We start from the raw sequence: 25,362 nt of genomic DNA on the forward strand, positions 1-25,362 counted from the left end.
AGCAACTTTTTATTCTTTCGTTGCTTGCCGTTCCCTGAATCCTTCTGCCTTCCTGGCCTGCCGGGCTACCCCGTCGAAGTGGTGCGCATTCTAGAGATTTCAGCGAAGCCGTCAACTGGTTTTTGCAAAAAACTTTTCGTTCGCGCAGATATTGAACAAAACTTAAGAAAACCCCTGGTTTTGACTGGGTTCCCTAGTTGTGTGTCGTTTAGTTGGCGTTATGTAAATTAATCGGTAACATAGGGTCGCTACATCATTTTTCTAATTACATTTTAGGTAGTTACATGAAATCACCGGTTCTTCTTTATATAGTGATTGCAGGATTGCTGGCCGTGCTGGGCTATTTTCTCCTGCCTGCACAAACAATGAATGCAAACCAAGCATTAGCGCTAGGACTTGTTATTGGCGGTATATTAACACCTCTATTAGCTAGTCAATTTTTACGCCAAAGTTCGTCATCAACATCTACAGACAACAATGAGCACTCCGATAGTAAAACCTTATATGTAGGTAACTTACCCTATCGGGTCAACGAACAAGATGTGAAAGCGCATTTTGCTCCGCACGGTACCGTTATCTCAGTGAGACTAATGAAGGACCGACGTACCGGCAAAAGAAAAGGCTACGGATTTGTCGAAATGGTTGGTGACACTGAACTCATCGTCCGCACCCTGAATGATACAGAATTCCAGGATAGGACATTGAAGGTTCGCATGGCCAAAGACAAACAAGAAGAGTAGTCAGCACAACAATTAATAAAAAGGTTCGCATTGCGAACCTTTTTATTATGCATCCTGTGCCTTATCTTTCGGCTCTACAGGTTGTGTCAGCGGCAGATTATCCTGCAAGCGCTGATTGAAGTTATGGAATCTAGTGATGGCATCAAGTAGATCAGGCGTATCCACCTTCAGCATCTTATTAACTAATCCAGTTATAATATTGTCATAGGTAGAATTGTCATAAAGCTCCTGCTTAGATTGCTCGACAACTTCCAGCATTCTGTCCAGATAATGAGAGACAGGTTTTACATACCCCTCCATCTCCTTGAACTTTTCGTCGCCAAGTAATACTGACTCATAGGTCTGCGTGACTTTGAATTGTTCCTGTCGACTCATCTGCAGCGCATAACTGGTAATCTCAGTTTCATCAAATCCCAGCTTCAACGCTTGCTCAAATGCTGACTCTACATCTCCGTTAAAGAACTCATCTGCCAAATCAGCGGTTTTATCGACAAGATCCCCAATAGCTCTTAGCTCGTCTTCGTCCAACTCACCTTCAACAGAGAACCCAAAGCCATTTTTTTCGTAGAATAGTACTTGCTGCTCAGCCTTCAACAGCAGCTTGTCTTCCGACTTTTCCTGCCTTGACTGCTCTTCATCTGTATCCGAATTCTTAGACTGAGCATCTTTGCGGTCTTCTTTTGCGGCTTGCTCAGACTGACGTGCCAGGGTCAAACTGCGATTTAACTCGAATTGACGAAGAGAATCGAAACTAATCCGAACTTCATCTCCATCCTGAGTCCGTATTGTGAGCTCACTTGAATCCTGACGGCTGTAACTGACCGAATCTGAATAACGAAGTGCAACTTGCTGTTCATCGCTATCCTTATCTTCAGTACCAAAAATCTCTTTCTCGAGATTATTGATCCCTTCTTCTATTAGCTCCCTACTCTTTTTAATGCCAGAGGAAAGCTCTTCATTCATAAAACCGGCCAGATCTTTCTCTGCCATCTGCACGCCTTTAAGTACACCACTGCGCGCCTGCTCAAACATTTCAGCCAGCTTTTCATCTTCCATACCTTTAGCCTGAGCGTGCTTAATAGCCCCTCCAACAAAGCGTAAGACGTTTTTAGCAACTTCTTCAAAATCGAATAAGCTCTTATTATCCTGCTCAGGCTTACGCACTGGCAAACTCGGACGGCGCTCATCCAGTACCAACGACTGGCTTAGGGCGCTGGAAAAAATCTTCTGCCCAATAAACCGCCTGGATTGCTCCGAGTTTGATAATGTCACTTCATTCTGATGTTGATCCGTTGATTGCCTAACCCCATCATCCCTGGATGGTCCATTGGGCTCAGAACGGCCAACATGAGGCGCGTTCTGATCAAGCCGCGCCTTGAGTTCGCCTAAATTCATAACAATGTCCTCAATACCTCTCGTCTTATTATCGGCTAACTTTGTACAACTTTTAGCCTAAAGCTTAAAATTTTATCAATACAGATCCTACTTTGAGCATGGTGCGGTTTGCGTGCTGGACTAAAGGCATTACAATCTGCGGCCTTTAAGCGGAGGTATCATGCGACCAACTGAGATAGATAGCCGTCAATATGACGCCCAATTGGCGGACAAAGCCAACCAACTACGTGGCCTGTTTGAGCATCACAATATGCCCCCGCTGGAGTTGTATCCATCTGCATCGTTACACTACAGAATGCGAGCAGAATTCAGAGTGTGGCATGATGGGGAAGATCTTTATCACATCATGTTTGACAGCCAAACCAGAGAAAAATATCGCGTCAATCACTTTCCTCCAGCCAGCCAACTGATTAACGATGTAATGGGCGATTTGCTTGAACTGTTAAAGCCCAACGACACACTAAGACGTAAGCTTTACCAAATTGACTACCTCAGTACGTTAAGTGGCGAAATACTGGTTACTTTGGTCTACCACAAGCCGCTGGATGAAGAATGGCAGCAAGAAGCGCAAAAACTTCGCGACATTCTGCGCAACAAATACTGTTTAGATCTGGTGGGACGGTCACGCAAGCAGATGGTTCTTCTGGAACGAGACCATGTCATTGAGGCGCTGAATATTAATGGCCGAACCTATCAATTCAAGCAAATCGAAAACAGCTTCACTCAACCTAATGCCCAAGTGAACTGCAAGATGATTGAATGGGCACTTGATGCCACCCGAAATCTCAATGGCGACTTACTCGAGCTTTATTGTGGGCTAGGTAACTTTACGCTGCCACTGGCACAAAACTTTGAAAAGGTATTAGCCACAGAGATCTCAAAGGCGTCGGTTGAAGCAGCAAATTACAACGCGAAGCTGAACCACATCGATAATGTCACCGTGATTCGTATCTCAAGTGAAGAATTTACCGAGGCACTGCAAGGGAAACGCCAGTTCAGACGCCTTGAAGGGATACAGCTTGAGGACTTTGACTGCCAAACCGTATTAGTCGATCCCCCAAGAGCCGGACTGGATCCTGATACCTGCGAATTGGTTAGCCACTACCCAAATATCTTGTACATCTCATGCAACCCGCAAACCCTGTTGGACAATCTGGACATACTGGGACAAACCCATGAAGTGACACGCTTTGCCCTGTTTGATCAGTTTCCTTACACCCATCATGCCGAGTGTGGTGTTGTTTTGAGAAAAAGAGCTTAATTCAGCCCTCTACTTGCTAGCATAAAATGCCGCCCCTCTAGCAATAAAGCGCAATTGCTGATTTAGCCTTTGCGCATGCTCTTTTCGTTGTGCATCGGTGGCGTCGATAGCTTCAGCACCAGCACTAAAAACTAACTTCACCATGGCCTCAGCCTGCAAGCTTGCAAGTTGACGGCTTAATCCGGTATGGCTGGCAGTATAGTCAGTCAGTTCTTCAATAAAATGCTGGATCTCTCGCAACACGGCAGCCCTGAACGCAGGCGAAGTCCCTGAATGTTCCCGCAATAAAAGCCTGAACTCATTACTATTGGAGACGACAAACTCCATGAAAGTGTTTACAGAAGTGCTGATGACACCGCCCCCTGCATCTATTCTCGATCTTGCCTGGCGCATCAGTTGCCTTAGCGCTAAACCGGCTTCATCCACCAGCGTTAGCCCCAACTCATCAATATCTTTAAAATGGCGGTAAAAGGACGTCGGTGCAATGCCAGCCACCCTGGCAACTTCTCGTAAGCTAATGCTCGACAAGCTTCGCTGTTCATCCAACAAGTTAAACGCAGCATCTATAATCGCGCGCCGAGTTTTTTGTTTCTGCTGCTGACGAGTCATCATATTCGGGACAGGTGTAAAAGCTAACGAGTGTAACATCAATTTTGCTTCTTCAAAGTAGCAGATTTAATGCATTGGCTTGCCAAGACAAGTCGAACTGGCTAAATTAGCGCACAACTGTACGCTGAAAATTTTAACTGATGCAAAAACCTGCTCTGATTCTTACCAATGTTCTGTTGTTTATTATTACCAGCCTGATTAGTCTTATTCTGGTGCCGCTGGAGGCCTATCTTCATGGTTTTGACGCCATAGAAGTTGGCGCTTGTATATTCCTTATCTGGTTTTCAGGGCTTTCCATCACGGCTGGTTATCATAGGCTGTGGTCACACAAAGCCTATGATGCACACCCTCTTGTCAGAGTCGTGCTGGCGTTGGGAGGGGCTTTAGCCCTGCAAAACAGCATTTTACACTGGGCTTCGGATCATCGAATTCACCACAAACACGTAGATGACAATGACAAGGACCCCTATTCAGCCGGTCGCGGCTTCTGGTACTCACATATCGGCTGGATGCTACGAGAATACCAGGCCAGTCGCTATCATGATTACAATAACTGTCGAGATCTGCAGAAAGACAAAGTAGTGATGTGGCAGCATAAACACTATCTCGCCATTACCTTGTCCACTAACTTCGGCATCCCTTTGTTACTTGGTTGGTTGAACGGCGACATCTGGGGCATGCTATTAATCACTGGGGTTCTGCGTCTGGTGATAGTGCATCATGTCACTTTCTTCATTAACTCTCTGGCACACATATGGGGCAGACAAACCTACACTGACAAAAACAGCGCCCGGGATAATGGCATTTTGGCCTTTTTTACCTTCGGAGAGGGCTACCATAACTTTCATCATATCTTTGAAAATGACTATAGAAATGGCGTTAGATGGTGGCATTTCGACCCCACCAAATGGCTAATCCGCTTACTTTCCTGGTGCGGACTAACTTATGGTTTGCGACGCTGCCCGGAGGAACGCATTGAGAAAGCCAGAATTGAAATGCAACTTAAAAACGCGCAACGAAAGATTGCCAGCAGACCTGATGCACAACTGCTAACGGAGCGCATCCAAATTGAATATGAGCAGCTAATTCAGAAAATGGCCGATTATTACGCCATCAAGAAGCAACGTCTTGACGCCAAGAAGCGCGAATTGCTGGCAAACTACGAGAAGTTGGAACTGGATTTCAGATACCGTGAGCTAAAACAAACATTGGAGTTAGCAAAACGTCGCTGGCTGGAAGTACACACGTTGCGCTTTGCATGAGACTAAAGTCGGCTTCCCTACCAAAGGGAAGCCTTGCTTTCCAACGCAATCTCGGTAACGCTATGAATCTTCATATGTTTGTCGGAGCTTAGCGTTGCCAGCCAGCAAAATCCCTAACAAAAACACCCATTCCTCTTTTCAATTCGACGCCGTCGTTATTGGCACCGGCCCCGGCGGTGAAGGGGCAGCCATGCAATTGGCAAAGGCGGGCAAACAGGTTGCTGTCATCGAGCGTCACGAGTCAGTGGGCGGTGGCTGCACACATTGGGGAACAATTCCCTCCAAAGCATTAAGGCATTCGGTAAGCCGACTTATTGAGTACAATGCTAACCCCTTATTTAACGATGCCGATCGCAGCCGCCATCTGACCTTCAGCGAAATCCTTAAGCATGCTGGTTCCGTCATTCGCGAGCAAAGTCGGTTGCGCGGCAGTTTCTACGACAGGAATGCCGTAAAAATCATCCACGGTGAAGCGGCATTTGTTGACGCCCATACGCTGAAAATCACCCGGGAAGATGGCTCCATCGATCAAATCACGGCCAAACAGATGGTGATAGCCACAGGCTCTCGCCCCTACACGCCTAAAGACATAGATTTCAACCACCCTCGTATTTACAACAGTGATTCTATTTTGTCACTCAAGCATGACCCTAAGTCCATTATCATTTATGGTGCAGGGGTAATAGGTTCAGAATATGCCAGTATTTTCCGAGGACTCGGTGTCAAAGTTGATCTAGTCAACATGCGCGACCGCCTTCTGTCATTCCTGGATGCAGAAATCTCAGATTCCCTTAGCTATCACCTATGGAATAACGGGGTAGTGATACGTCACAATGAGACCTACGAGATAGTTGAAGGACGTGATGATTCGGTTATCTTGCACTTAGCCTCAGGGAAGAAAATGCGGGCTGATTGCTTGTTGTTTGCTAATGGTCGCACCGGTAACACAGACATGCTGAATCTATCTGCGCTGGGCATTAAAGCCGATTCTCGCGGGCAGATCCGAGTTGATGAAAACTATAAGACCGAGGTCGACAACATTTATGCGGTAGGAGATGTAATCGGCTATCCGAGCCTTGCCTCTGCGGCATACAACCAGGGGCGTTTTGCCGCCCAAGCCATGCTAAGCGGCGGATGTCCATCAAGTTTGGTTGAAGATATTCCGACCGGTATCTATACCATTCCAGAAATTAGCTCAGTGGGTAAAACCGAACAAGAGCTGACGGCAATGAAGGTGCCCTATGAAGTGGGCAGAGCCCAATTTAAACACTTGGCTCGTGCACAGATTGCCAACACCCAGGTGGGCAGCCTGAAAATACTTTTCCACCGGGAAAGCAAAGAGATACTCGGTATCCATTGTTTTGGAGAGCGTGCCTCAGAAATTGTGCACATCGGCCAAGCAATTATGCAGCAAAAAGGTCCAGCTAACAGTATCGAATACTTTATCAATACGACATTTAACTACCCGACCATGGCCGAAGCATACAGAGTGGCGGCAATAAATGGTTTAAACAGAATCTTCTAGTTGATTGGTCAGGAACATAAGCAAAAAAACCGGGATTAACCCGGTTTTTTAATATGTCATCAATGACTACTTGCGGTTTGCGGCGAGCAGCGCAGCACCCTCTAGTGCATCACGATGCGCTACCACCTCTATCAGGTATTTCTCTGGGTAGAATTTGATGGTGGCCATCACATTATTGCTTTGCGACTCTGAGCGCTCATAAATAGTCTGCTGTACATCACGGTACTGCATATTCTGGTTGATTTTACTTTCAACACAGTCGCTATTTATCGCCAGAGTATCTGAGGCAACACAATCAAATAGCTTGTTTGACTGTTCGGCTGCTTGCAGCATACTGCTTGCCGCCAACAATGAAACCAGTATTGTAAATTTACGCATAACAGACTCCTGCAACAACTCATCGTAGAGTGTATATACATATTTGCAGTTTTCTGACTTGAATGCAATTTATCCAAAGCACATTTTTATGACAGAAATATGACAACCATTCAAAAAGGTGGCTGTTTGAAAGATAAAACCATCACTGTATTACAAGAAATTCGTCAATGTCGCTTGTGTGAACCTGAATTACCTTTGGGCGCTAACCCCGTCGTTAGAGGGACTGAACACGCAAGATTAGTTATCATTGGACAGGCACCGGGAACTAAAGTACACCAAAGTTCTATTCCCTGGAACGATGCATCAGGGGAACGTTTGCGAGAATGGCTGCAACTTCCTAGTGATAAATTTTACGATCAGCACCAGGTAGCCATCATGCCAATGGGCTTTTGTTATCCAGGGAAAGGCAAAAGTGGCGACCTACCACCCCGCAAAGAATGCGCTCCGACCTGGCATCAACGCTTACTCGACACATTGCCTGAGCGCAGACTCACCTTGCTAATTGGCCAATATGCCCAGCAATACTATCTGCAAGACAAACTAACACTGACTGAGCGATTGAAAAACTACCGGCAGTATCTGCCGGAGTATTTTGTGCTGCCGCATCCTTCACCAAGAAATAACATCTGGCTGAAACGTAATCCTTGGTTTGCCGAGACCTTACTCGAAGATTTACAGCAAAGAGTCAAAGCTGTACTAGCTACGGATCAAACGTCGTATTAGTTTCTTACCTGATAGTTATCAAGAAACACGGTCAATTCGTCGAAAGGCATCGGCTTGGCGTACAAGAAACCTTGGGCTTCATCACAGCCCAAACGAAGCATGTAACTGGCCTGTTCGCGTTTCTCCACCCCTTCGGCAATAGTCTGCAAGCCTAACTTGTTACCTAAGGTAACAATGGTTTCCGCAATAAATGCGCTCTTGCCAGCATTGACCTCACTCACAAATGAACGGTCAACTTTTAACCTATCCAATGGTAGTTTTTGCAAATAGCTCATAGACGAAAAGCCGGTACCAAAGTCATCGATAGCGATAGTGACGCCAAACTCTTTCAAAGCCTTCAGAGAATCCACCACAATTTGTGGTTCATCCATCACCACGCTCTCGGTAATTTCCAGTTCCAGAGATTTGGGATCAATCTTGGTTTGAATAAGGCATTGTTTAACCAGAGAAATAAACTCGGGATCGCGAAATTGAGGCATGGAAATATTCACGGCGACCCGCAAATGAGGAAATCCTCTTTCCTGCAACAAACGCAATTTGTTACAGGCTTCTTCCAGTACCCAAGCACCAATATCAATGATAAGCCCGCTATACTCAGCCAAAGGAACAAACACAGCTGGGGAAACGTACCCTCCTTCCTTCGCTGGCCAACGCAACAATGCTTCCATCCCGACCACAGACTCATTAACCAAGTCCACCTGAGGCTGATACCATAACTCCAACTTACGCTCAGCAAAATCCGAACGCAGTTGTCGAATCATGCCTAGCCGCCAAGTGGTCTTCTCCTCCATCTCGGGAGCATAATATTCGTAATTGGCAGTCAGGCTTTTCTTAGCCCTATTCAATGCAATATTGGACTGCTTGAGAATATTCAGGCCATTGTTTTCCTCATCCAGCAAACGACACAGACCAACAGTCACGTTGACTGGTAAGGTATGATCCCCTGCTTTGAAAGGGGAATTGAAAACTTTGGAGATTTGCTCTGGGTTGACCTTAGAATCAGAGCCAATCAAACCAAATACATCAGCGCCGATACGCCCCATTTTTACGTCTTGACCCATGGCACTTTGCAGACGTTCCGCAATGGCAATCAATAATAAGTTGCCTGCATCTTGACCCAAACCGTCGTTGATATCAGAAAAGTGATTAACGTCCACCAACGCAGCAACCTGGTTATCCAGTTCAAAACTGCTTTTCTGCATCTGGTCGAGCATATTGATAAATTCATTACGATTAGGCAGCTTAGTCAGCATGTCCCTGAACGCTGCATTTCTGAGCTGGTGAAATAAATTCACATTCTCATAGCCCACAGAAATACTGGACATAAACACTTCAAGCAACTGGCGATGCAGCACATTGATGGCAAAGCCAACCTGTACATATACCGCCGCTTCATAACCACTGCTATTCATGTACAGTACGGAAAAATCTTTTTCGTAGATGTGATCCCGTTGTTTCAAACACTTCGCTACCTGCTCGACAATTTTTTCGTCGTGAATGCTGTCCAGGCGCTCATTAATATACGATGCAAATGGACCGGCTGCGCCGAGAACATAAACGCTATCGTCGTCCTTATCCAACACCGACCCGGCCCTGGCACACACCACTCCACCAGCATCGAGCCCGATTAACGAACTAATCTGCGTGACAACACCTTCGCAAAATCCTTTGATAGAATGCTCTTCCAGCAGATTGGCCGCAGATGCAATAATTTTTTCCAGCCCGACCCGGCTTTGATTAATGGTTAATATTTGTTGGTAAGAACGAAGGGAGGCGATGATGGTGGTGACGAGTTTACTGCGGGTCAATTCGGTCTTGGTTTTGTAATCGTTGATGTCATACTCTTTGATGACACTTTCTTCAGGTGCGTACCCTGGCTGACCGGTTCGCAGGATAATTCGGGGTTCGTTGAGTTGCAGTTCTTCGCGCATACGTCTGGCGACCTGCAAGCCCGCATCATCGGTTTCCATCACGACATCGAGCAACACAATGGCAATGTCACTACCATGCTCGCTGAGCACACTTAGGGCCTGCTCGCCTGAATAAGCATGCATGAAATTCAAACGTCGCCCATTCAAGGCTAGATCGGCTAATGCTAATCTCGTAACTGAGTGAATTTCTTCATCGTCATCGACAATAAGGACATTCCAAGCATCGCTTGATTCTTGCTCTTCTGCAGAAACCTCATCTTCTTCCAGAAAAATCAGTTCATCGTTCTCGTAATTTATTTGACTCATCTGCCTTTCCGCGACCCGAACCAAGAGACCAAATCATCCTCTTTTAACTAACAATATCCTAATATTCAGGAAAGAGAAACTCTAAGAAAGCACACTGCAACTATCAGCTAATTCTTGCCGCAAAAAAACAAAAGCCAAGTAACATCTGATACTAGCCATCCTCACCACAAGACCCTAAGATGAAAAGGAAGTTTGTAGCTAGACGGCCAAAGTTTCATGAGCAAAATTGATCCTACATCTCAAGCGCCCCTGGTTGCGAATATACCAAGTACTGCACCTAAAAGAGCAACCGCACAAACATCCACGCATTCGCAATCAGGGCCATCCAGCAAGGCGTTAAAAAGCAGGATGCTGCATTGGTTTGCGCAAACAGGTATTAGCCTTACCGGCAACTCAGGACTGGAGCTTGATGCGAGTCGCAAAGCCATCAGACGCAGAGCCATACAGCAACAGAGAAAGGTGCAAAACCTTGAGCGCATACTTAACCTAGCACTCGAGTATGCGCCGACTCAGGGCCAAGATGACAATCTTGATCCTGACTGGTTCTTTAGTTTTATCAATATGGCGGAAAACATTCACTCACCCGCAATGCAGGAGTTGTGGGCAAAAATATTTGCCACCGAAGTTGGCCAACCGGGTTCATTTTCTCTACGCAGTTTAACCATATTGCAGCAGTTAACCCAACGAGATGCCCGTATATTCTCCCTTGCAGTGAGTATTTCCTGTCGTAGAACAGGCGACTACAGCCCTAAATTACTCTTTGGCTACTATCAAAAGCCAAGCTTATTGTCGTTATTGCAATTTAAACGTGGGGCGCAATTAAATCTGGCGCAATTTGGCCTGACCTATCCAGATTTATTGGCTTTAATGGACTTGGGTTTAATTTATAACAGTGAAATTGAATCGGGTGAGCTTAGCACAGTCAGTCGCAATGAATGGCGGATCGGTAGTGAAACCTTACATATGAACCCGCGCAGCCGCGGAATTTTGCTGAATTACTATAAATTCACCGCCGCCGGCGCTGAGTTATCCAGGCTGGTGCCAACCAAGGCCCAGCCCGAATACATCTTGGCACTGAAGCGGATACTGGGCAACGCGTTCAATATTCAATGATTGCCTTGTTGCCTTCCAGCTTAAATACCATCACCAAATTCGTGTAAGCCACATTCCCGTTTTAAACCGAAGAAGCGCGTTTCTTCTTCAGTCATACCAGCCTCTAACGGCCTTGAGGTATGCCAGTCGCCAACAGACACATAGCCTTGCTCCCACAAAGGGTGATAAGGTAAACCGTTGTCCTGCAGATAGTAATGCACATCCTTATTGCTCCAATCCAGAATGGGGAATACCTTGAAGCGTCCACCAGTCAATTGCAGATAAGGCAGTTTTTCGCGGCTGCTTGACTGACTGCGCCGCAAACCTGAAAACCAGGTGTTTACCTGCAACTCCTTCAGGGCACGCTGCATGGGTTCTACTTTGTTCAACTTGTTGTAGGCTTCAATGCCAGGTAACCCCTGCTCCCACAACTGACCAAACTTACGCTCCTGCCAAGCTGGTGACAAATCGGCACTGTAGACTTTCAGATTCAGATTCAGGGTTTGCGTCAACTCGTCAATAAAGTCATAGGTTTCCGGGAACAGATAACCGGTGTCAGTCAGCACCACAGGAATATCTGGCTGCGCCTGGGTTACCAGGTGCAACATCACAGCGGCCTGAATGCCGAAGCTGGACGACAGCACCGCCTGCCCTGGTAGCTGAGTCAACGCCCATTGCACCCGTTGCTGCGCTGTCATGGCTTCCAATTGCAGATTTATTTCAGCCAACTCTTCGCGGCTGATATCTGTGCTCAAGCCTGCCTGGGTTTTAAGTGCGGCATTAGTCATAAAAATCCTTAGCAGAATTCACCACGGCTTTCACTACGCCAGCGCGGATCACAAAGTCACCGAAACTTTCCTGTGCCTGGCGCTTTGCAGCCCACTGACCAATCAGGTTATCCAGCTCCTGCATAATTTCCTGTTCGCTGATGTTCTCCCGGTACATTTTGGGGATACGTGTTCCATAGCTATCCCCGCCCAGATGCAAGTTGTACTTCCCAGGACCTTTACCCACCAGGCCAATTTCAGCCAGCATTGCACGACCACATCCGTTAGGGCAGCCAGTCACACGAAAGACAATATGCTCTTCAGCCATACCGTGTTTTGACAGAATCTGTTCCAGTTCAGTCACCGCACCAGGCAAATAGCGCTCAGCTTCGGCCATCGCCAGAGGACAGGTGGGCAAAGCCACGCAGGCCATAGAGTTTTGACGCTGTACGCTAACATCCGGCTCAATTAAGCCGTGCTCCCGGGCAATCTTTTCAATCTCCGCCTTTTGCTCTGGGGCAACACCGGCCACGATCAGGTTCTGATTCGCCGTTAAGCGGAAATCGCCCTGATGAATTTTGGCAATTTCAGCACAACCTGTTTTCAGTGGCTTGCCGGGAAAATCCAGAATACGGCCGTTTTCAATAAATAACGTCAGGTGATGTTTGCCATCTACACCTTCCACCCAGCCAAAGCGGTCACCACGGCCAGTAAACTCATAAGCTCGACTTGGGGCAAAAGTGACACCCGCGCGTTTTTCAACCTCAGCTTTGAACGTTTCCACGCCTACTCGCTCTAGGGTGTACTTGGTTTTGGCGTTCTTACGATCGCTTCTATTACCCCAATCGCGTTGCGTACTCACTACCGCTTCAGCCACTGCCAGGGTTTTATCCAGCGGGATAAAACCAAAGTCGTCAGCTTTGCGCGGGAAAGTCGCCTTGTCACCATGGGTCATGGCCAGACCGCCACCCACCAGCACATTGAAGCCAACGAGTTGGCCATTCTCGGCAATGGCCACAAAGTTCAGATCATTAGCATGTACGTCAACGTCATTTTGTGGCGGGATCACCACGGTAGTCTTAAACTTACGCGGCAAATAAGTGCTGCCCAGAATGGGTTCCTCATCTGTCGTCTCCAGCTTCTCTTCATTCAGCCAGATCTCAGCATAGGCACGCGTCTTGGGTAGCAAGTGCTCACTGATTTTCACCGCCCACTCGTAGGCTTGCTGATGAACCTCGGACTCCACAGGATTCGAGGTACACAGCACGTTACGGTTCACGTCTCCAGCGGTGGCAATAGAGTCAAGACCAACGCGATTGAGCATTTGGTGCATAGGCTTAATATTTGGCTTTAGCACACCATGAAATTGGAACGTCTGCCTTGTTGTCAAACGAATGCTGCCGTACAAGGTGTGCTGCTCGGCAAACTCATCAATAGCCAGCCATTGCTGAGGAGAAATAATGCCTCCCGGCAGACGACAGCGCAGCATCACATTATGCAAGGGCTCCAGTTTTTGTTTGGCACGTTCAGCACGAATATCTCGATCATCTTGCTGATACATGCCATGGAAGCGAATCAACTGGAAATTGTCGCCGTTGAAGCCTCCGGTCAAATCATCTTTAAGATCCTGCGCGATGGTACCGCGCAAGAAATTACTCTCCCGCTTGAGTCGCTCGTTGTCGGAAAGCTTTTGTTCCTGATTGTCACTCATTAGTACACATCTCTCTGATAGCGCTTCGCTTTGCGCAGGTCATTCAAATAAGTTTCGGCTTGCTCTGCGGTTAATCCGCCTTCTGCCGAGATAATCTTTAGCAAGGCATCATGCACGTCTTTGGCCATGTGGTTAGCATCACCGCACACATACAAATGTGCGCCCTGCTGCAGCCAGGCAAAGACTTCTTTGCCTTGTTCAAGCAAACGATGCTGAACATAAATTTTCTCTGCCTGATCACGAGAAAACGCCAGACTCACTTTGTTTAACAGACCTTCTTTTACCCAACGCTGCCATTCCACCTGATACAGGAAGTCCTGAGTAAAATTGGGGTTACCAAAGAATAGCCAGTTTTTGCCTTCGGCTTCCTGTGCTTCACGCTCTTGCATAAAAGCGCGGAAAGGCGCAATACCGGTGCCGGGACCCACCATGATTACCGGGGTATTCGGGTCAGCAGGCAACTTGAAGTTATCATTGGCCTCGACAAATACTTTTACCGTTTGGCCCTCTTCCAGCCTAGAGGCCAGGAAACCAGACGCGCCGCCTTGCCGGATTTGCCCATCTTTTTCATATTCCACCAAACCAACGGTCAGATGTACTTCATCTTCAACTTCAGACTGACTGGATGCGATGGAATACAATCTGGGCGTAATGGGTCTTAACAAAGACGCGAATTGCTGTTCATCTATCTTGCCTGGATAGGCTTTGACGATATCTACAATCTGATGCTTCGCCAGGTAGTCACGCAGCGCCCCTTTGTCTTCGGTCAAGCTTAGCAAAGACGCATTTTTCACCAGTTCCGCATAGCCTTTGACAAAAGTGGGATAGCTTTGGGTCAGCTCAAACTTATCAACCAATGCCTCTCTGAGCGCTAGCAGCTCATCGCCTACTTGCACCGGAACATCACCGTTCAGGTTCAAGCTGCTAAGCAGTTCTTCCGCCAGCTTCGGATCATTGCTGAACCAAACGCCCAACGCATCACCAGCCTGATAATGCAAACCCGAACCTTCCAGAGATATTTCTATGTGGCGAATGTCTTTCACCGAATCCCGGCCAGTTATTTTTTGAGATGCCAGAAGCTCAGCCGTGAAAGGGTTCTTTTTGTTGAACTGACTGACTTGCTGACTTGCCAGGCTTAAGCCCGGCATAGGCACGACCTGCCCTTGACTGGCAGACTTCAACTCGTCTTTCAGAAGCTCGGTTAGGCCTTCACGCCAGGTGGCTACATGGCCGTCATAATCAACATCACAATCGACACGGTCAGCCAAACGCACGGCACCTAAGGCAGCCAAACGCTCGTCAAAGTCTTTAGCGGTCTGGCAGAAAAACTCGTAGCTGCTGTCACCCAGCCCCAGTACCGCGTACTTGAGCTGAGAAAGCTTGGGTGCTTTCTTGCTAGCCAAAAACTCATGTAACTCGGCAGCATCATCAGGCGCTTCACCTTCACCATGAGTGCTAACCACGATCACCAGATGTGTTTCTTCCTTTAGGCGTTTGCTCTTAAAGTCGGCCATATTGAGCAATTCAACGCTCAGGCCAGCCGCTTCCGCAAAAGCTTTGTATTCGGTTGCCACCCCTTTGGCGTTACCAGTCTGTGAGCCATACAAAATGGTCAGCCGCCCTGCTGGTGCAGTTCCTGCTGCTTGTGCCACTTGTGGTTGATGACCATGCGCCAGTCCCGCCAGATAGCCGCTCACCCAAGTAAGCTGATTGCCATTGAGTGGTGCAATAGCCTGATGCAATGCGGACCACTGTGCATCATTCAGGACTGAAACAGGCACTGATGCCTGGGATGTAGATGAAGACATAATTATGCTAACCCTATTCTCGATGAGCGTAGGGTAGCGAGGAGGCTTAAGAACAGGAAAGAATTAAATCAAATTCGTTATTACAGAAAGTGATAAAATCAGATTTTTATATAAAATTTTATTGAGCCTTCCCTGGCTCGGCCCTAATTAGATTTAGAAGTGCAGTTCAACACCGGCAAAAACGCCCTTGAATTCCATATCGGTGTATATGTCATCCATATCATCCAATTCCAGCATGTAAACGCGATAACCAAGCTGCAACGTCATATCTACCGCCAGATTATCCATCAGGCTATAAGTTATGGCTGCCTGATAGTCATATAGCTTATTGTCATCCAGGGCCAGAAAGTTTCCTTGCGCTTGAACTCCAAGCCCGGTTAACGGCAGCCCAACTTCGACCCTGCCATACAGCAACGGCACAATACCGGAAAAGCTCTGTTGCGCTGATAATGAATTACCCGTTGTCAGTAACACACCATCGACATCCCGAGCCGTTATCCCAAGATCAAAACTAACAATGTCATTATCAAAGATTTCGTAGTAGAGCGTGTAATCGGTACTGTCCATATCAAGGTCGGCGCCGATTTGGGTACCCGCTGCAAAAGTTTCACCGGCAAAAGTAAAAGAAGACGCCAGTATGGTATCTCCTTGGGTTTCCATATTCTGGCGGCTGATACGAATATTAGGAATCAAAGGGATTGGATGTTCGAGGGCCACATAATAAGAGGCTAAGGTTTTATCCTTAAAGGAAAAATCTGTGACCGATTCGGTATTGGCAAAGCCACCCTCAGCCTCTGCACGCCACCCCTGCGCCCCAACATACAAACCTAACAAGGTGTCGGCCTGTGCGGGTAACACAAAAGAACAAAGGGCGAGCGGCAATAACTTTTTAAACATGTTTTATCCTTGGCTAAGTAATTCGTTTAGATCGATAAGGGCAGCATCGGCACGGGAAATATAATTGGCCATCACCAACGAATGGTTGGCCACCAGACCAAAACCACTGCCGTTTAAAATCAATGGACTCCAAACTGTCTGCTGTGTGGCTTCTAACTCTCGAATAATTTGCTGCAGACTGACCCGGGCATTTTTCTTTTCCAGCACGTCGGCAAAATCGACCTCCACTGCTTTGAGGAAATGCAGCAGCGCCCAGCTAGCACCCCGCGCTTCATAGAATACGTCATCCAGCTTCCACCAACTGGTTTTCAGGTATTGGGAGCTACGGGATGGTGTAGACTGACGAGCATTAGGGTCTCCAGCCAGATCGGTATTCAGACGCTCCTGACCAACACTTGCGCTTAGCTTTTGTGACAAGCTGCCCAGGCGCTTCTCAGCCTGCTTCAACCAATCTCTCAGATTATCAGCACGGGCATAAAACTGTGCACTATCATCCAGAGGACTGGCCAACTTGCTCAGATAACGCTCCAGTGCTTCGATACCTTCGCCGTACTCGGACTCTGCCGGCGGCAATAACCAGTTGCGGCTGTCGGTATTAAATTTTGGTTGGGCCACCAGTAGATCCGGATTTTCCATTGATTGGGACTGCGAACGGCTCAGGTCTTTGCGCATGGCCAGACTGAGGTCCCGTACCATCTCTAGTGCGCCATATTCCCAGGCTGGCATATTGTCCATCATTACAGATGGCGGCATCACATCGTTGGAAAGGTAGCCACCTGGTTTATCCAACAAAGTGCGGCTTACGCGGATCAAGGTGGCGGTAGTGACATAGCCAGGAGCCAGTTGTACTCCTTTTGACTGGGCGTCACTCTCCGCATGCACTTTTACATCAAAGGTATCAGGCTCACTGCTCCAATAAACCGCCAGCAAATAAAAAAATACCAGCAACAAGGTCAATGCCAGCAATAGGGTTCTTGTACTCAGATACTGTCTCATGGGCACTCCCAAAAGTTTCATTAGTGATGGTGAGAGTGGTCAACCTCAGCCACAGCTGATTTAACCACGGCGCTGACTTCAACTTGCTCACCATTGGCAAACATCAGGGTGAAAGGAATCTGCTGCCCTTCTTTAAGCGGTGCTTGCAAACCAAATAACATCAAGTGTAAACCACCGGGCTGAAAGGTCAGGGTCTGCCCTGCAGGCACAACTACTTGTTGTTGATGAACCATCTTCATCATACCGTCTACCATTTGGTGATCATGCAATTCTGCTTTTTTCACCGCAGCGCAGCTGGCGCCAACCAGTACCCGGTCTTCGCTGCCTGTATTGGTTAGTGAAAAATAACCCGCTGTATTAGGCACACCGGGGGGAAGCAAACGGACCATGGCGTTATCAACTTTGACTTCAGCAAATGCAAGGGCGGAAAAACCACACAGCAATACGGTTAACATGAAACGCATTCTGCAACTCCTGTTGTTTATACAAGGGAAATCCATCGACGCAGGGAATTATTCAGGAATTCTGTACGAATGCCAATGACCCGGCGCATGAATCGCCGGGTCAAAAATTTAAACTTGGTCGGTAGTTTTCGCGTCACGTACCAGCCAGACAATAATCAAGACCCCTAGCAAGGCTGGCCAAAGTGCCCCAATTCCTGCGATGAGTAAGGCGCCCAATACGCAAATAAACACAAAGGCTAATGCACCAATAAGGCTGACAGCTAACATCAGCCCCAACACGATAAAAGTAATCGCCAGCAGCACGCCACCAACTAGTGTCACTGCCGGGGACATTAGATCATCGTCCAGATAGAGATGAACATGTCCCCAAGAGTCCGCCACCATGCCTAAGCAATAGACCAGCAAGGTGGCGATTAAAATTGCGACAATAAAGTTCTTAAACATGGGTTACCCCTTTATCGAGCCGGCAATACCATGGCAGCAATAATGTAGGCCACCAGCACCACCATTGGCAGGTGGAAGAAAAGCACCAGTGCTGCCAAACGGATCAACCAGGGCTCTGTTCCCCAGTGTCTGGCCAAACCTGCACATACACCTGACACTTTGGCTCGAATCTTATCTTTACGAATGCGTTGGTCGTCGTACAACGTTGTCATGTTCTTCTCCTGTCAATATCCGGGGATAAGGGGGCGAAGCCCCCTTAAGCAACCTTCTTCTGGATTTTCTGCTTAAGCGCATCCAGCTCGGCTTGCATCTTTTCGTCAGCTTCCAGTTGCGCAAACTCTGCGTGCAATCCTGGCTGTCCGGCGGTCAAATCGTATGCCTCAAGCTGAGCTTCTAACTGCTCAACACGATGCTCATAGTGGTCAAAGCGTTGCATCACTTGCTCAACTTTTTGCGTGTCATTACTGACCCGCACTTTCAAACGGGCCGCCACTGACTCCTCTCGCATTAGCAGTGTTTTCTGCTTAGTGCGTGCTTCACTCAGCTTCTCTTGCAGACGTACACTGTCCTGCTGAAGCTGTTGCAATGCCTCTTCCGCTTGTTGTAACTCGCCACTCAGTTGTTGGGCTTGCATCTCAAACTTGTGCTTTTCCGTCAACGCCAGTTTGGCTAGATCTTCCCGATCTTTACTTAAGGCCATTTCCGCTTTGTCTTGCCATTGCAGGACCTGTTCGTTAAGACGGTCCAGCTTGCGCTGCAAATCTTTCTTCGCAGCCAGGTTACGTGCGGCTATGGCACGCAGTTCAACCAGGGTTTCCTCCATCTCCTGTACGATAAGACGGATCACCTTTTTAGGATCTTCAGCTTTATCTAACAGGGCATTCAGGTTGGCTTGTACAATGTCATTCATTCTTGAAAAGACACCCATTTCACTTCCTCCACGCTTGTTGCCCTTAGTTTTGGGCTTATGACTAAATCACTCCCAATCACTATTACAAGCCTTATGCCAACTCAACAAAACCAAATAACGCATTGTTTTTAAATGATTTTATTCAAATCATTTAACTAAGATTATTCACACACAAAATCGCCAAACTTAAAATTTGGTCAAATCAACCACATCACTGGTTAATTCCACCAAGTAAAATTTGGCGGAATTTGAAACGCGCCTTAAAGCAAGCACGAGCAAGGGCCTATTGGGTTTGCCAAAGTCTTTCACTGGGAAGAAAATGTAATGCCACTTTTACGGGAACAGGGAACAGGGAACAGGGAACAGGGAACAGGGAACAGGGAACAGGGAACAGGGAACAGGGAACAGGGAACAGGGAACAGGGAACAGGGAACAGAATAGTAATGAGACAGAGAGAGTAAAGTAGAAAAGACGGTCCTACAGCTTAAAGACCGTCTTGGGGAGAAAAAGTTGGCGGCTTAACCAGCAAACGTTCTACGTAGCTAAATACCAGCGCACCAACCAAAAATGCCATCAGGGGTATCAGCAGCAAGCTGAGCAAATGCATCTGATCTAACATAAGCTTATTCTGCCTGCTTAGCTGGCTCTGGTTGCGCTTTCTCATTGCGCTCAACCAACTGCATTTCCAGGGTATCTTCTTGCAGTGTAAGTACATCGGCAGCTTTGCTCACCGCCTCTTTCACACTGTTGCTCATTTCCTGAGTTGTGGCACTCACGGCGGAACTGAGCACATGAGCTACAAGCTCCTGCAATGATACCTCGGTTGACTGAGCGCTGGCGCTCATTGAAGATACCAACAACACAGTGGCAGCGGTAAGTTTCATTTTGCTAAACATAAGGTTCTCCAAATCGGTTCATGTGTTAAGTCGCAATAACTGACGAAATAGTTGTTGCGAGACACATGCCAACTCGAAGAAAAATCACAAGGCACTGAAATTAAAGGATATTTCACCAATAAAACAGAAGGCGCATGAATTCTCAAAATACCACGCGCTCAAATAATGGTCATATTCACAATTTGGTAGTCAAATTAACCAACTAAGACTATTCGCTGTATTTGATGCCTGCCTGACGAGCCTCTAATGCATCGAGTAATAGCTGTCCATCTGTTGCTCGCGTGCCATTTTCACTCAAGTAGCGCCGCCAGATTCTTCCACCAGGTTGCCCTTGGAAAATACCCAGCATGTGCCTGGCGACGTGCCAAACCCGGGCTCCCGATGCAACCTGTTCGTTGACATAGCGCACCATAGATTCAATCACGGCTTCGCGGCTAGGAATAGCATGGGCGTCGGCATAAAACTCCCGGTCCACTTCGGCGAACATGTAGGGGTTAGCGTAAGCTTCCCTGCCAATCATGACACCATCTTGATACTGTAGATGTTGCTTGGCCTCTTCCAGCGTTTTCACTCCCCCATTTATCGACAAATGCAGTTGGGGGAAATGCTCTTTAAGCAGGTACACCCTGTCGTACATTAACGGCGGAATTTCCCGATTTTCCTTAGGGCTCAAACCTTGCAACCAGGCCTTTCTGGCATGAATGATAAAAGTATCGCAGCCAGCGTCGGCTACCCGGCGAATAAAATCATCCAAATGGGCATATTCATCCATATCATCAATACCGATGCGGCATTTCACTGTGACAGGTATTGCAACCGCCTTTTGCATTGCCGTGATACAGGCTGCAACGGTATCAGGCTCAGCCATCAAGCAAGCGCCAAAGCGACCATTTTGTACCCGATCTGACGGACAACCTACATTGATATTAACTTCATCATAACCGCGTGCCTCGGCGCGCCTGGCGCACTCTGCCATATCAGCGGGATCGGAGCCACCCAGTTGCAGAGCAACCGGGTGTTCTTCACTGTTAAAGCCTAAGTAGTCACCTTTGCCAAATAAAATCGCGCCTGTAGTCACCATCTCGGTATATAACAGGGTATTCCTGGTTATCCGACGCATAAAATAGCGATAGTGGCGATCTGTCCAGTCGAGCATGGGCGCGATGGAAATTCTGCGATACTTTGCAATATCACAATTATCCCCATGGTCGACTTTACATTGTGTAGGTATAGCGGCTGATGTGTCATTCATCATAAAGTGTTACTTAGCATTAATTTAGCATTCGCTAGTCAAGAATTTCGGTAAGCTCTCTTACCAAGGCTGAAACAGACTGGTTACCCTCGTAACTCACTACGATACCCCTCAAGCCTGAAACGCTGCCATTTTAACGTGGATAACTGCAGTTGTGACCCCAAACATGCAATCGGGATTGATATAACGCGCCCAAAAGGGCCTGACTAATGACCACAACACATTCATGTCGCTGTTTTATTGCTGGAAATCTTTTATTTATCAGCCTATTGGTAAGCTTCTCTGCTATTTTTTCCTGCCGTGCCCAAACATTAAAAGTCATCACCTACGCATACCCTGATATCGACAGAGCCAATGCAGTTTCGCCCATTGCAATGTGGTTGGAGAAAAAGCATGCTGCCGTCGTTGAAATAGACGTGCTTAAAACCTTGGATGATTTACGTCTTAGAATCAGCCAAGGAGACTATAGCGTTGCACTACCCAATTTGACCGGATATCTGCTGGTTATATCAGAAACACAAACTGTACCAATACTGGTTCCTAATCAGCATCCCACAGCCAGTGGCTACTCTTCCAGCATCATTGGGCTGCATGTGCCTGCTCTCGACGAGTGGTCGCAACAAGGTTCACTGAAGGCTTACGCTGTATGGCCGAACTCTGCCTCAGGTGGCCTAATTGGTCGAAGCTGGTTGAAACAAAACATCACCAAACACTACGCTCGTATAGATTTCACCTTTGTTGGCAGTCACGCAAAAGTAGCAGAGCATGTCAGCCAAGATGAAGGTGCAATAGGCATATTGGCAAGTCAGGAATTTCTTAAGCATACCCCACCATTAAAGGAACTATGGCGGTCGCCGCAAATCCCGTTTGGCCCTTTGCTTTGCAACCCAGAACAACTGGATTGCGCTACTCTGACAGAAGATATACTCAAGGATAAAGATGGTATGCGTCTAATTCTAAAAGGTCTGCAGACGGGCTGGTCAGAGTTTTCTGAGAGTACCGAATTGGTGAGTCCAGTCATCTCAACTTACCAGTCGCTTGCTGAGGTCATATCCTCTCCCTAACGCCCCGGTTCCGTTTCCCGCTATAGAGACTATTCATTACACAACACACTGATAACACGCCTTTTCACAGGGTGTTACTATGCTACACTAGCGCCAGTGTGCATAGCTGACATGACCTGATGAATCACCAAAAATTGATCGAAAAAGCCAGACGATACTGTGAAGGGAAAGGTGCCCGTTTTACGCTGTTGCGGGAGAAGGTTTATGGCCTTCTGCTGCAAAAACAGGGAGCCACTGGTGCTTATGAACTACTTGATGAGCTCAAGGAGACCGAGAGTTCGGCCAAGCCAGCGACAGTTTATCGCACCCTGGATTTTCTGCTCGAGTTTGGCTTGGTCCACAGATTAGAGTCCACCAATGCGTTTGTAGCTTGCCATCATTTTGGCTGTAACCACCCAGTGCAATTCCTGATTTGTGATACCTGTGGCGAAGTGCAGGAAATACAATCTGAAGGATTAAAGGAAACTCTGGATAACCAGGCGAAGGCTTATGGGTTCAAGGTGGAGTCACAGACTATTGAAGCACACGGCACTTGTGCAAGCTGTCAGAATTGAACGAAATAAATATAAATAACAAACTGTTATCTTTTTATTGAGCTAGACATCAGCGGCACTGTTGACCATAGTTAATGGGCTACTCCCCCATCGTTATAGTGGCGTGCTACAGCGGCAAAGGATGACATTGATGTATTCAGCGCCTAAGAGCGCTTCAGACAAGGTCGAAAAACAACTATGAATGTTGAATTTATTAACCCTTTTATATCCTCATTGCTCAATGTGCTGGAAACCATGGCACAAACTAAACTGCAGCCAGGAAAACCTAAAAAGAAGGGTGACGAAGTAGCTGTAGGCGATGTGTCAGGATTGATTGGCATGGTAGGCCCACAAGTGAAAGGCTCGTTCTCAATTTCTTTTGACGAATCCCTGGCACTGGAAATTATGCAGCGCATGTTGGGTGAAAAACCATCCAAGATAAATCCGGAAGTCACCGATATGGTAGGTGAGATTACCAACATGGTCACAGGCGGCGCCAAACTTGAATTGTCCAGTAAAGGCTATGACTTTGATATGGCCACCCCTATAGTAGTATCCGGCAAGCAACACACAATTACCCACAAAGTAGACGGCCCGAAAATCATTTTGCCTTTCACCAGTGATGCCGGTAAGGCCCACCTGGAGATTTGTTTCGACAAACTATGAGTCAGTGGCAACAACAGCTCATTCGTTTGTCGGCCAGATCTCGCGGATTTCATCTGGTCACCGACGAGATTGTTGAACAGTTCAGCGCCCTGCGCAGCTGTCGCATTGGCCTGTTGCACCTACTGTTGCAGCACACCAGCGCCTCTTTAACCTTGAATGAAAATGCCGATCCCACTGTCAGAGGCGATTTTGAACGCTTCTTCAACCGCCAGGTTCCCGAGCATGCCAATTATTTTCAGCATACTTACGAAGGACCAGATGATATGCCCGCCCATATTAAAGCCAGTGTACTGGGCACCAGTCTAACCCTGCCAGTCAGCAACGGTCATTTAGCACTAGGCACCTGGCAGGGCATTTACTTGGGGGAACATCGCGATCAGGGAGGCGGTCGCACAATTATTGCCACACTAACCGGCCAGTTCGACGACTAACCCCCAGCATTTAAACTGGTATTTCCAGTTAGTCATTGAACTTGGTACAATCAGCACCAGCAGCCATTTAGAGCGCGCCCATCATAATATCCTCTCCTCAAATGAGGAGCGTTGCCCAAACAGCAAGGCAACTGACCTTCAGGAATAAGTAGTAACTGCTGAATTTTTGATTACGCTTGTATTGGCGTATCTATCATTAAGGGACCACCATGAAAAATAATTCCTTAGCAACTGCTCTTATTCTCAGCCTGATTCCAGCACTGGCACAGGCCAATGAGCCCACCGAGTACGAAGGCTGGGTAGCCAGCTTCGGCGAATACTACAAGGTAGACAGCGACAAGCCGTTGCCCTCAGGCGGACTGGATGACGGCACCGGCATAGGCGCAGAACTTGGCTTCAGATTTACCCCTAATTGGGGTGCCAGAATCGAATGGTCTCATTTGAATCTTGATTCAGAGTCAGGTCTGACCGATGAGTCCGGCGACCGTGTAGGTATTGATGCTTTGTATTTCCTTGACCAGAAACAGACTTATGTTTTTGGTGGCTTCAAGCATGAAAACCTGCAGGAAAATTACCGCATGATGAACTTGGGTGTAGGTCGTCACTGGGACCTTACCGAGAAATGGAAACTGGTCACTGAGGCCGCGGCCTATTATGACTTCGGCCAGGACTTCAAGGATTACAGTGTAAAACTGGGTCTGGCTTATACCTTTGGTCATAAGTCTAAGCCAATGCCAGCGTCTGAGCCTGTAGTTGCACAAACTCCAGCACCTGTAGCCGAACAGCCTAAAGATTCAGATAACGATGGTGTTAACGACGCGCAGGATCGCTGTGCCAACACGCCCAGCACCGATAAAGTGGATGCAACAGGCTGCAGCATCTTTATGGAAGAGAAAGTCGAAACCCGTCTGGATATTCTGTTTGCCAACAACAGCTACGAAATTACTGACCCGGACGATGCACAAATTCAGGTGTTCGCACAGTTTATGCGCCGCTTCCCCAATACACAGGCAGTCATTGAGGGCCACACCTCTGCACCTGGAGACAGTGCCTACAACCAGAGTCTGTCAGAAAAACGTGCTAAAGCCGTCAGACAGTTGCTGATTGACCGCTATGGTATCGATGCTGGACGTTTGGAAGCCGTAGGTTATGGCGAGAGCCGCCCACTGGATTCAAGCAATTCAGCAGAAGCCCACCAGCGTAACCGTCGTATTCACGCCACGGTTAGTGCGATGGAAAAGGTTAAGGTTACCAAATAACCAAAGACGAAAAAGGGCGCCAATTGGCGCCCTTCTTTTGTG

General features: G+C 47.5%; 28 protein-coding genes. 12 read left to right on the plus strand and 16 right to left on the minus strand.

Features of this window, described 5'->3' with window-relative positions; translation table 11 throughout:
• Both J0A65_RS18830 and J0A65_RS18835 read left to right on the plus strand, forming a co-directional pair.
• The coding region (locus tag J0A65_RS18830; protein ID WP_206595885.1) for a hypothetical protein at nt 1-231 on the plus strand (231 nt) is incomplete at its 5' end.
• Nucleotides 232-284: 53 nt separating this feature from the next.
• Nucleotides 285-740 carry an RNA recognition motif domain-containing protein gene (locus J0A65_RS18835; protein ID WP_206595886.1) on the plus strand — a complete coding sequence of 152 codons (456 nt, stop codon included), beginning with the start codon at nt 285-287 and terminating at the stop codon, nt 738-740.
• A gap of 45 nt (nt 741-785) precedes the next feature.
• Here J0A65_RS18835 and J0A65_RS18840 read toward each other — a convergent pair whose 3' ends face one another.
• Nucleotides 786-2,135: a DUF5610 domain-containing protein gene (locus J0A65_RS18840; protein ID WP_206595887.1), complete on the minus strand. Its 1,350-nt coding sequence runs from the start codon at nt 2,133-2,135 to the stop codon at nt 786-788.
• 160 nt (nt 2,136-2,295) lie between these two features.
• On the opposite strand from J0A65_RS18840, the gene trmA reads away from it, so the two are divergent.
• Complete coding sequence (gene trmA / locus J0A65_RS18845; protein WP_206595888.1) at nt 2,296-3,396, plus strand: tRNA (uridine(54)-C5)-methyltransferase TrmA; 1,101 nt, start codon at nt 2,296-2,298, stop codon at nt 3,394-3,396.
• A 9-nt stretch (nt 3,397-3,405) separates the two neighbouring features.
• On the opposite strand, the gene fabR is transcribed toward trmA, so the two are convergent.
• Entirely contained in the window at nt 3,406-4,005 is a 600-nt protein-coding gene (gene fabR / locus J0A65_RS18850) for an HTH-type transcriptional repressor FabR (protein WP_206595931.1), read from the minus strand.
• Nucleotides 4,006-4,145: 140 nt separating this feature from the next.
• Between fabR and J0A65_RS18855 the strand changes: the two genes are divergently transcribed.
• Complete coding sequence (locus J0A65_RS18855; protein ID WP_206595889.1) at nt 4,146-5,267, plus strand: acyl-CoA desaturase; 1,122 nt, start codon at nt 4,146-4,148, stop codon at nt 5,265-5,267.
• 94 nt (nt 5,268-5,361) lie between these two features.
• The gene (gene sthA / locus J0A65_RS18860) at nt 5,362-6,792 is read left to right on the plus strand and encodes a Si-specific NAD(P)(+) transhydrogenase (RefSeq protein ID WP_232850046.1); all 1,431 of its coding nucleotides are present in this window, start codon (nt 5,362-5,364) and stop codon (nt 6,790-6,792) included.
• 66 nt (nt 6,793-6,858) lie between these two features.
• On the opposite strand, the gene J0A65_RS18865 is transcribed toward sthA, so the two are convergent.
• The gene (locus tag J0A65_RS18865; RefSeq protein ID WP_206595890.1) at nt 6,859-7,170 is read right to left on the minus strand and encodes a hypothetical protein; all 312 of its coding nucleotides are present in this window, start codon (nt 7,168-7,170) and stop codon (nt 6,859-6,861) included.
• A 99-nt stretch (nt 7,171-7,269) separates the two neighbouring features.
• On the opposite strand from J0A65_RS18865, the gene J0A65_RS18870 reads away from it, so the two are divergent.
• Nucleotides 7,270-7,893, plus strand: a complete 624-nt coding sequence (locus tag J0A65_RS18870) for a uracil-DNA glycosylase family protein (RefSeq protein WP_206595891.1) — start codon at nt 7,270-7,272, stop codon at nt 7,891-7,893.
• Here the strand turns inward: J0A65_RS18870 and J0A65_RS18875 are convergent.
• Nucleotides 7,890-10,130 (minus strand): bifunctional diguanylate cyclase/phosphodiesterase, encoded by a 2,241-nt coding sequence (locus tag J0A65_RS18875; RefSeq protein ID WP_206595892.1) that lies wholly within the window; start codon nt 10,128-10,130, stop codon nt 7,890-7,892. The genes J0A65_RS18870 and J0A65_RS18875 overlap by 4 nt on opposite strands.
• Before the next feature lie 348 nt (nt 10,131-10,478).
• On the opposite strand from J0A65_RS18875, the gene J0A65_RS18880 reads away from it, so the two are divergent.
• The gene (locus J0A65_RS18880) at nt 10,479-11,243 is read left to right on the plus strand and encodes a TIGR03899 family protein (protein ID WP_206595893.1); all 765 of its coding nucleotides are present in this window, start codon (nt 10,479-10,481) and stop codon (nt 11,241-11,243) included.
• Between the two features lie 20 nt (nt 11,244-11,263).
• Here the strand turns inward: J0A65_RS18880 and J0A65_RS18885 are convergent, their stop codons facing one another.
• The 12 genes from J0A65_RS18885 to dusA form a co-directional block, all read right to left on the minus strand.
• Complete coding sequence (locus J0A65_RS18885; RefSeq protein WP_206595894.1) at nt 11,264-12,010, minus strand: phosphoadenylyl-sulfate reductase; 747 nt, start codon at nt 12,008-12,010, stop codon at nt 11,264-11,266.
• Nucleotides 12,003-13,700: an assimilatory sulfite reductase (NADPH) hemoprotein subunit gene (gene cysI / locus J0A65_RS18890; protein ID WP_206595895.1), complete on the minus strand. Its 1,698-nt coding sequence runs from the start codon at nt 13,698-13,700 to the stop codon at nt 12,003-12,005. The genes J0A65_RS18885 and cysI overlap by 8 nt, the downstream gene beginning before the upstream one ends.
• Entirely contained in the window at nt 13,700-15,508 is a 1,809-nt protein-coding gene (locus tag J0A65_RS18895; protein ID WP_206595896.1) for an assimilatory sulfite reductase (NADPH) flavoprotein subunit, read from the minus strand. The genes cysI and J0A65_RS18895 overlap by 1 nt, the downstream gene beginning before the upstream one ends.
• A gap of 153 nt (nt 15,509-15,661) precedes the next feature.
• Complete coding sequence (locus J0A65_RS18900) at nt 15,662-16,405, minus strand: TIGR04219 family outer membrane beta-barrel protein (protein WP_206595897.1); 744 nt, start codon at nt 16,403-16,405, stop codon at nt 15,662-15,664.
• Nucleotides 16,406-16,408: 3 nt separating this feature from the next.
• Complete coding sequence (locus J0A65_RS18905; protein WP_206595898.1) at nt 16,409-17,401, minus strand: DUF2333 family protein; 993 nt, start codon at nt 17,399-17,401, stop codon at nt 16,409-16,411.
• Between the two features lie 20 nt (nt 17,402-17,421).
• The gene (locus J0A65_RS18910; protein ID WP_206595899.1) at nt 17,422-17,865 is read right to left on the minus strand and encodes a copper chaperone PCu(A)C; all 444 of its coding nucleotides are present in this window, start codon (nt 17,863-17,865) and stop codon (nt 17,422-17,424) included.
• A gap of 108 nt (nt 17,866-17,973) precedes the next feature.
• Entirely contained in the window at nt 17,974-18,309 is a 336-nt protein-coding gene (locus J0A65_RS18915; RefSeq protein WP_206595900.1) for a hypothetical protein, read from the minus strand.
• 11 nt (nt 18,310-18,320) lie between these two features.
• Nucleotides 18,321-18,521: a PspC domain-containing protein gene (locus J0A65_RS18920; protein ID WP_206595901.1), complete on the minus strand. Its 201-nt coding sequence runs from the start codon at nt 18,519-18,521 to the stop codon at nt 18,321-18,323.
• Between the two features lie 44 nt (nt 18,522-18,565).
• A complete protein-coding gene (gene pspA / locus J0A65_RS18925) occupies nt 18,566-19,237 on the minus strand; it encodes a phage shock protein PspA (protein WP_206595902.1) in 672 nt (223 codons plus the stop codon).
• Between the two features lie 466 nt (nt 19,238-19,703).
• Nucleotides 19,704-19,838, minus strand: coding sequence for a hypothetical protein (locus tag J0A65_RS27735; RefSeq protein WP_269813818.1), 135 nt, complete (start codon nt 19,836-19,838; stop codon nt 19,704-19,706).
• A gap of 4 nt (nt 19,839-19,842) precedes the next feature.
• Nucleotides 19,843-20,115, minus strand: coding sequence for a hypothetical protein (locus J0A65_RS18930; protein ID WP_206595903.1), 273 nt, complete (start codon nt 20,113-20,115; stop codon nt 19,843-19,845).
• A gap of 208 nt (nt 20,116-20,323) precedes the next feature.
• Nucleotides 20,324-21,367: a tRNA dihydrouridine(20/20a) synthase DusA gene (dusA, locus tag J0A65_RS18935; RefSeq protein ID WP_206595904.1), complete on the minus strand. Its 1,044-nt coding sequence runs from the start codon at nt 21,365-21,367 to the stop codon at nt 20,324-20,326.
• 209 nt (nt 21,368-21,576) lie between these two features.
• Between dusA and J0A65_RS18940 the strand changes: the two genes are divergently transcribed.
• The 5 genes from J0A65_RS18940 (at nt 21,577) to J0A65_RS18960 (ending at nt 25,320) form a co-directional block, all read left to right on the plus strand.
• On the plus strand, nt 21,577-22,431 hold the full coding sequence (locus J0A65_RS18940; protein ID WP_206595905.1) for a PhnD/SsuA/transferrin family substrate-binding protein: 855 nt from the start codon (nt 21,577-21,579) through the stop codon (nt 22,429-22,431).
• 119 nt (nt 22,432-22,550) lie between these two features.
• Nucleotides 22,551-22,985 (plus strand): transcriptional repressor, encoded by a 435-nt coding sequence (locus J0A65_RS18945; RefSeq protein WP_206595906.1) that lies wholly within the window; start codon nt 22,551-22,553, stop codon nt 22,983-22,985.
• Between the two features lie 177 nt (nt 22,986-23,162).
• Nucleotides 23,163-23,630 carry a chemotaxis protein CheX gene (locus J0A65_RS18950; RefSeq protein WP_206595907.1) on the plus strand — a complete coding sequence of 156 codons (468 nt, stop codon included), beginning with the start codon at nt 23,163-23,165 and terminating at the stop codon, nt 23,628-23,630.
• Nucleotides 23,627-24,061 (plus strand): secondary thiamine-phosphate synthase enzyme YjbQ, encoded by a 435-nt coding sequence (locus J0A65_RS18955; RefSeq protein ID WP_206595908.1) that lies wholly within the window; start codon nt 23,627-23,629, stop codon nt 24,059-24,061. The genes J0A65_RS18950 and J0A65_RS18955 overlap by 4 nt, the downstream gene beginning before the upstream one ends.
• Before the next feature lie 209 nt (nt 24,062-24,270).
• On the plus strand, nt 24,271-25,320 hold the full coding sequence (locus tag J0A65_RS18960) for an OmpA family protein (protein ID WP_206595909.1): 1,050 nt from the start codon (nt 24,271-24,273) through the stop codon (nt 25,318-25,320).
• Nucleotides 25,321-25,362: the final 42 nt, after the last annotated feature.

Origin of the sequence: Bowmanella yangjiangensis (genome assembly GCF_017255015.1) — a bacterium.
Lineage (GTDB): Bacteria > Pseudomonadota > Gammaproteobacteria > Enterobacterales > Alteromonadaceae > Bowmanella > Bowmanella yangjiangensis.

Bases quoted from the DNA above. Each gene is read 5' to 3' on its own strand.
- J0A65_RS18835 (WP_206595886.1), top strand. From the start codon at position 285: ATGAAATCACCGGTTCTTCTTTATATAGTGATTGCAGGATTGCTGGCC.
- J0A65_RS18840 (WP_206595887.1), bottom strand. From the start codon at position 2,135: ATGAATTTAGGCGAACTCAAGGCGCGGCTTGATCAGAACGCGCCTCAT.
- trmA (WP_206595888.1), top strand. From the start codon at position 2,296: ATGCGACCAACTGAGATAGATAGCCGTCAATATGACGCCCAATTGGCG.
- fabR (WP_206595931.1), bottom strand. From the start codon at position 4,005: ATGACTCGTCAGCAGCAGAAACAAAAAACTCGGCGCGCGATTATAGAT.
- J0A65_RS18855 (WP_206595889.1), top strand. From the start codon at position 4,146: ATGCAAAAACCTGCTCTGATTCTTACCAATGTTCTGTTGTTTATTATT.
- J0A65_RS18865 (WP_206595890.1), bottom strand. From the start codon at position 7,170: ATGCGTAAATTTACAATACTGGTTTCATTGTTGGCGGCAAGCAGTATG.
- J0A65_RS18870 (WP_206595891.1), top strand. From the start codon at position 7,270: ATGACAACCATTCAAAAAGGTGGCTGTTTGAAAGATAAAACCATCACT.
- J0A65_RS18875 (WP_206595892.1), bottom strand. From the start codon at position 10,130: ATGAGTCAAATAAATTACGAGAACGATGAACTGATTTTTCTGGAAGAA.
- J0A65_RS18880 (WP_206595893.1), top strand. From the start codon at position 10,479: ATGCTGCATTGGTTTGCGCAAACAGGTATTAGCCTTACCGGCAACTCA.
- J0A65_RS18885 (WP_206595894.1), bottom strand. From the start codon at position 12,010: ATGACTAATGCCGCACTTAAAACCCAGGCAGGCTTGAGCACAGATATC.
- cysI (WP_206595895.1), bottom strand. From the start codon at position 13,700: ATGAGTGACAATCAGGAACAAAAGCTTTCCGACAACGAGCGACTCAAG.
- J0A65_RS18895 (WP_206595896.1), bottom strand. From the start codon at position 15,508: ATGTCTTCATCTACATCCCAGGCATCAGTGCCTGTTTCAGTCCTGAAT.
- J0A65_RS18900 (WP_206595897.1), bottom strand. From the start codon at position 16,405: ATGTTTAAAAAGTTATTGCCGCTCGCCCTTTGTTCTTTTGTGTTACCC.
- J0A65_RS18905 (WP_206595898.1), bottom strand. From the start codon at position 17,401: ATGAGACAGTATCTGAGTACAAGAACCCTATTGCTGGCATTGACCTTG.
- J0A65_RS18910 (WP_206595899.1), bottom strand. From the start codon at position 17,865: ATGCGTTTCATGTTAACCGTATTGCTGTGTGGTTTTTCCGCCCTTGCA.
- J0A65_RS18915 (WP_206595900.1), bottom strand. From the start codon at position 18,309: ATGTTTAAGAACTTTATTGTCGCAATTTTAATCGCCACCTTGCTGGTC.
- J0A65_RS18920 (WP_206595901.1), bottom strand. From the start codon at position 18,521: ATGACAACGTTGTACGACGACCAACGCATTCGTAAAGATAAGATTCGA.
- pspA (WP_206595902.1), bottom strand. From the start codon at position 19,237: ATGGGTGTCTTTTCAAGAATGAATGACATTGTACAAGCCAACCTGAAT.
- J0A65_RS27735 (WP_269813818.1), bottom strand. From the start codon at position 19,838: ATGTTAGATCAGATGCATTTGCTCAGCTTGCTGCTGATACCCCTGATG.
- J0A65_RS18930 (WP_206595903.1), bottom strand. From the start codon at position 20,115: ATGTTTAGCAAAATGAAACTTACCGCTGCCACTGTGTTGTTGGTATCT.
- dusA (WP_206595904.1), bottom strand. From the start codon at position 21,367: ATGAATGACACATCAGCCGCTATACCTACACAATGTAAAGTCGACCAT.
- J0A65_RS18940 (WP_206595905.1), top strand. From the start codon at position 21,577: ATGACCACAACACATTCATGTCGCTGTTTTATTGCTGGAAATCTTTTA.
- J0A65_RS18945 (WP_206595906.1), top strand. From the start codon at position 22,551: ATGAATCACCAAAAATTGATCGAAAAAGCCAGACGATACTGTGAAGGG.
- J0A65_RS18950 (WP_206595907.1), top strand. From the start codon at position 23,163: ATGAATGTTGAATTTATTAACCCTTTTATATCCTCATTGCTCAATGTG.
- J0A65_RS18955 (WP_206595908.1), top strand. From the start codon at position 23,627: ATGAGTCAGTGGCAACAACAGCTCATTCGTTTGTCGGCCAGATCTCGC.
- J0A65_RS18960 (WP_206595909.1), top strand. From the start codon at position 24,271: ATGAAAAATAATTCCTTAGCAACTGCTCTTATTCTCAGCCTGATTCCA.